The 4,778-nt window shown below is 71.5% G+C and carries 4 protein-coding genes; all 4 read right to left on the reverse strand.

The window, feature by feature from the left end; genetic code table 11:
• The coding region (locus ACTHK2_RS03795) for a beta-ketoacyl synthase N-terminal-like domain-containing protein (protein WP_440244364.1) at positions 1-1,002 on the reverse strand (1,002 nt) is incomplete at its 3' end.
• A complete protein-coding gene (locus ACTHK2_RS03800; protein WP_440244365.1) occupies positions 999-2,840 on the reverse strand; it encodes a non-ribosomal peptide synthetase in 1,842 nt (613 codons plus the stop codon). The genes ACTHK2_RS03795 and ACTHK2_RS03800, both read right to left, overlap by 4 nt.
• Positions 2,841-2,842: 2 nt before the next feature.
• Positions 2,843-3,778 (reverse strand): cupin-like domain-containing protein, encoded by a 936-nt coding sequence (locus tag ACTHK2_RS03805; RefSeq protein WP_440244366.1) that lies wholly within the window; start codon positions 3,776-3,778, stop codon positions 2,843-2,845.
• 47 nt (positions 3,779-3,825) lie between these two features.
• Positions 3,826-4,731, reverse strand: a complete 906-nt coding sequence (locus tag ACTHK2_RS03810; RefSeq protein WP_440244367.1) for a cupin-like domain-containing protein — start codon at positions 4,729-4,731, stop codon at positions 3,826-3,828.
• Positions 4,732-4,778 lie beyond the last annotated feature (47 nt).

A 4,778-nucleotide genomic window follows, 5' to 3' on the forward strand; every position in this document is an offset into this window, starting at 1 on the left:
GGCGCGGACCGCGCGGGTGCGCGCCGCCCCCTCGCTCGGATCGCCGAGCGGCGGCCCCGGGCCAGGCGCTTCGACGTACCCGATCGAACCTGCATCGACGTGCGCGCTCGCGAGCGCGAGGCGGATCGCGCCGGCCTGGCCGCGCACGCTCGGCGCGCCGAAGCTCGCCTTGTCGGCGCCGTCGTTGTTGACGCCGACGCCGCGGATCACCGCGTACACCGTGTCGCCCTGCTCGATCGCGTCCGCGAGGCGCTTGAGCACCACCACGCCGGCGCCGGACGAAAACACGGTGCCGCTCGCCTCGGCATCGAATGGCCGGCAATGGCCGTCGGCCGATTCGATCGCGCCCTCGGCGGGCAGGTAGCCCGACTCCTGCGGCACCACCACGTTGACGCCGCCCGCGAGCGCGACGTCGCACTGCCAGCTCATGAGCGCGTACCAGGCCTGCGCGACCGCGACGAGCGAGGTCGAGCACGCAGTGTGGAGGCTGATCGCCGGACCCGTGAGGCCCAGCCGGTGCGCGACGCGCGTCGCGACGTAGTCCTTCTCGTTGGCGAGCATCGCGGCGAACTCGCCGCTCGCGGCGAGGATGTCGGGGCGCGCGTCGACGAGCTTGCGGTAGCTGTTGTTCGACGTGCCGGCCCAGATGCCGATGCTGCCGGCGGCGCGCGACGGATCGGTGCCGGCATGCTCGAGCGCGTTCCAGCAGAGCTCGAGGAACACGCGCTGCTGCGGGTCGATCAGCTGCGCCTCGCGCGCGGGGATGCCGAAGAACGCTGCGTCGAAGTGCTCGGCGCCGGCGATGACGCCGCGTGCCGGCACGTAGCGCGGGTGGTCGCGCAGCTCGCGCGGCACCATCGGCGAGAGTTCGCCCGGCGTGAAGCGCGTGATCGATTCGCGCCCGGCGAGCAGGTTCGACCAGAGCTCGTCGACCGATGCAGCGCCCGGGAAACGCCCGGCCATGCCGACGATCGCCACGCCGTCGAGCGTGGGCTCGCTCATCGGGCGCCTCCTGGGCGCGTGCCGAAGCGCGCGAAGGCGGCGCGTTGCGCGTCGCCGCGCGCGCGTTCGCCCGCGATCGCGGCGACCGGCGCGATCGCTACGGTGAGTGCACGCGCCTGCGCGGCGACGGTCGGGTGCTCGTACGCCTGCGCCACGCTCAGCACGTGGCCGTGCCGGCGCAGCTCGGTCAGCGCACGCACGACCAGCAGCGAGCGCGCGCCGTGATCGAACAGGTTCGCTTCCACGTCCAGATCATCCACCCCGAGCAGTTGCTTCCACAAGTCGAGAAGTTGATTCTGCAGGGGCGCACCGTCTCGCCAGCGCAGCGCCCCGCCCGCCGGCGCGGCGGCGAGTGCACGGCGGTCGATCTTGCCGCTCGCGGTGAGCGGCAGCACCGCATGGCTCACGATCGCGTGCGGCACGAGGTAGTCGGCGAGCGATGCGGCGCAATGCGCACGCAGTTCGTCGGCGAGCGCGGTGGCGTCGATGCGCGCGTCGCGCGCGACCACGTGCGCGACGAGCCGGCGGCCGCCGGCGGTATCGGCGGCGACAACGACCGCCTCGGCGAGCGCGGGATGGCGGCAGAGCACCGTCTCGATTTCCGCCGGCTCGACGCGGAAACCGTCGATCTTGAGCTGCTCGTCGACCCGCCCGAAGCATTCGAGCACGCCGTCCGCGTCGATGCGGGCGCGGTCGCCGGTGCGATACCAGCGTTCGCCGTCGAGTTCGACGAAGCGCTCGGCGGTGAGCTCGGCGCGATGGATGTAGCCGGCAGCGAGGCATTCGCCACCGAGCAGGAGTTCGCCTTCGGTGCCATCGGCGAGCGGCGCGAGCGCGGCATCGACGATGCGCACGCGCACGTGCGGCAGGGGCGCGCCGATCGGCGGCAGCTCCGGCCAGGCCGCGGGATCGCCGGCGAGTTCGTGCGCGGTCACCACGTGCGTCTCGGTCGGGCCGTAATGGTTGTGCAGCACCGTGCCGGGCAACGCCGCGAACAGGGCGCGGATCGCCGGCGTGATGCGCAGCTGCTCGCCCGCGGTGACGACGTCGCGCAGCGCGCGCGGCAGGCTGCCGCCGGCCGCAAACGCCTCGGCGAGTGCCTGCAGGCCGACGTAGGGCAGGAACAGCCTTTCGACGCGCTCGCGCTCGAGCAGGGCGAGCAGTGCATACGGGTCGCGTCGCTCGGCTTCGGTCGGCAACACCAGGCAGCCGCCGCTCGCGAGCGTCGAGAAGATTTCCTGGAAGGACACGTCGAAGCCCAGCGGCGCGAACTGCAGCGTGCGCGCGGGCAAGCCGAGTCGCGGATGCGCGCAATGCCAGCCGATGAGCGCCGCGACCGCGGCGCTGCGCATCGCGACGCCTTTCGGCCGGCCGGTCGAACCGGAGGTGAACAGCACGTAGGCGAGCTCGCCGGCGACGTCGTCGCGCAACGGCGGCGCCGACGCGTCGCCCGGCGGCGGTACCCGCGCGAGCGCGGCCGGCACGCGCGCATCGGCCGCACCATGGAAGCAGCGCGGGCGCGCATCCTCGAGCATCGCGGTGATGCGCGTCGCCGGGAAGTCGAGGTCGAGCGGCAGGTAGGCTGCACCGCGCGCGATGCAGGCGAGGATCGTCGCGACCGCTTCCGCGCTGCGCTGCGCGGGCAGCGCGACGACGTCGCCGTCGACGACGCCTGCGGCACGCAATGCCTGCGCATGCGCGGCCGCGCGTGCGAACAGCGCCGGATAGTCGAGTTCGCCTTCGGCGGCGCGCAGCGCCGGGGTTGCGTATCGCGCGTGGACGAGCAGCGGCGCGAGCAGCGAGGCTGCGCGCCGTTCCGCATGCAACGGCACGCTCACGCTCATCGTGCGCCCCAAGTGGTGTCGCGGTTCGCGCCCGCGCGCTCCTGCAGCGCGAGCAGCGGCCCTATCGCGCGCAGCCAGAGGCCGAGCGTGAACGCCTTGAGCGGCTTGCCGTTGCGCCGACGTTCGCCGACCGCATCGCCGATGAACGCGCTCCAGTTGTCCGGCCCGAGCGAATCGAATGCGACCGAAATCGTCATGTTGAGGCTGCGCGCGGTGTGCCACCAGCCGCACGGCAGGAACAGCGTCTCGCCCGCGTGCACGACGACCTTCTGGCACTTCGCCTCACGGAACAGCGGATAGCGCTCGTAGTCGGGGTGATGGTGGTCGCGGATGGTCGACTGCCACGGCATGTCGGGATTGATGTAGAGCAGGTGCTCCTGCCCCGGCGCATAGAGCGTGAATTCCTTGTCGCCGTGCAGCTGGGTGATCCACGCGTGCAGGCGCAGCACGTCGTAGTGGAGATAAGGAAATTCGCCGCCGGGGCCGCCGAAGAAGATCTCGAGGTTGTTGACACCGGAGAACAGCCGCTGCGGCACGAGCGGGTTCGCCTGGCGGTCCGGCAGGCTGTAACCGAAGCGGGGCGTCACCTCGGGCAGGAGTTCGCGGAACGTCTTGGCGATCTCGAACTTGCACGGATACGGCCCTGGCTTGTCGATCGTCGAGGCCTCCAGCAGGTCGATGAGTTCGGCGAGGCGGTAGTCGTGACCGCGCACGCGCACGACGTGCTCGCCGTAGGTGCGGCGGAAGTAGTCGGGGTCGGCGCGACCATACAGCGGCCATGCACGCGCGGCATCGCCGAGCACGACCGGCCGGCGCGGATTGCGGTACTCGGCGATGAACTCGTCCACGCCGAGGCCGCTGCGCCGGTCGACCCAGCTGCTGCCGGCGCTGACGGTGACGGCACCGGCAACGCCGGCTTGCGTCGTGTTCATGCTCGACCCCCTCCCTTGCTGCGACCGGCGCTGCGCCGGCCATTGGATCAATGCAGGCGCGCCGTACCCCAGTCCGCGCGGCGATTCGCGCCGCAACGTTCGGCGAGCGTCAGCATCGGCCCGAGCAGACCCAGATACAAGCCCAGCCAGAGCGCACGCGCGCGATGGCCCTTGCGACGCTCCTCGACCACGACGTCGCGCACGAACTCGCGCCAGTTGCTCGATTCGAGCTGGTCGAACGCGACCGTGATGTTCATCGTGAGGCAACGCGCGGTATGCCAGGTGCCGCACGGGATGAACAGCGCCTCGCCCGCGCGCACGACGACCCGATGCCGCCGCGCCTGGTGCAGCAGCGGCCAGCGCTCGGCGTCGTGCAGGTCGTCCACGCGTGACATCCACGGCATTTCCGGGTGCACGTAGAGCAGGTGTTCCTGGCCGCGTTCGTACAGGGTGAATTCCTTGTCGCCATGCACCTGTGCGATCCATGCGTGCATGCGCAGCATGTCGTAGTGCAGGTACGGGAACTCGCCGCCCGGACCGCCGAAGAAGATCTCGAGATGGTTGACGAGGTCGAACACCGACTTCGGCATGAACGGGCTCGTGTGCCGGTTCGGCAGGCTGCAGCCGAAGCGCGGCGTGACGTCGGCCATGAGGTCGCCGCACTCGGCGAACGTGCAGGGGTACGGCGCGGGCCGCGCCTCGCTCGAGGCCTGCTGCAGCGCGATGACTTCGCCGAGGCGGTAATGGCGGCCGCGGATGCGCACGGGGCGATCGGCATAGCGTTCGAGGAAGAACTCCGGCGTGAAGCGATCCGGCGCGCTCCACGGGTCGAGCGCGCGCTGCAGGACGACCGGCCGGCGCGGTTCGAGGTAGCGCGCGCGGAATTCGCGCGGCTCGAGCCGATCGACGCGGTCGACCCACGCGTCGCTCCCGCCGGCCTGCGGCGCGTCCATGGCTACTGAGCCTGTCCCGATCGTCATGGAAACCTGGTCCTCGCGAT

This window comes from Dokdonella sp., from assembly GCF_051958935.1.
Classification (GTDB): Bacteria; Pseudomonadota; Gammaproteobacteria; order Xanthomonadales; family Rhodanobacteraceae; genus Dokdonella_A.

Excerpts from the sequence above, each read along its gene's own strand:
- ACTHK2_RS03805 (WP_440244366.1), bottom strand. The coding sequence starts at position 3,778 with ATGAACACGACGCAAGCCGGCGTTGCCGGTGCCGTCACCGTCAGCGCC.
- ACTHK2_RS03810 (WP_440244367.1), bottom strand. The coding sequence starts at position 4,731 with ATGGACGCGCCGCAGGCCGGCGGGAGCGACGCGTGGGTCGACCGCGTC.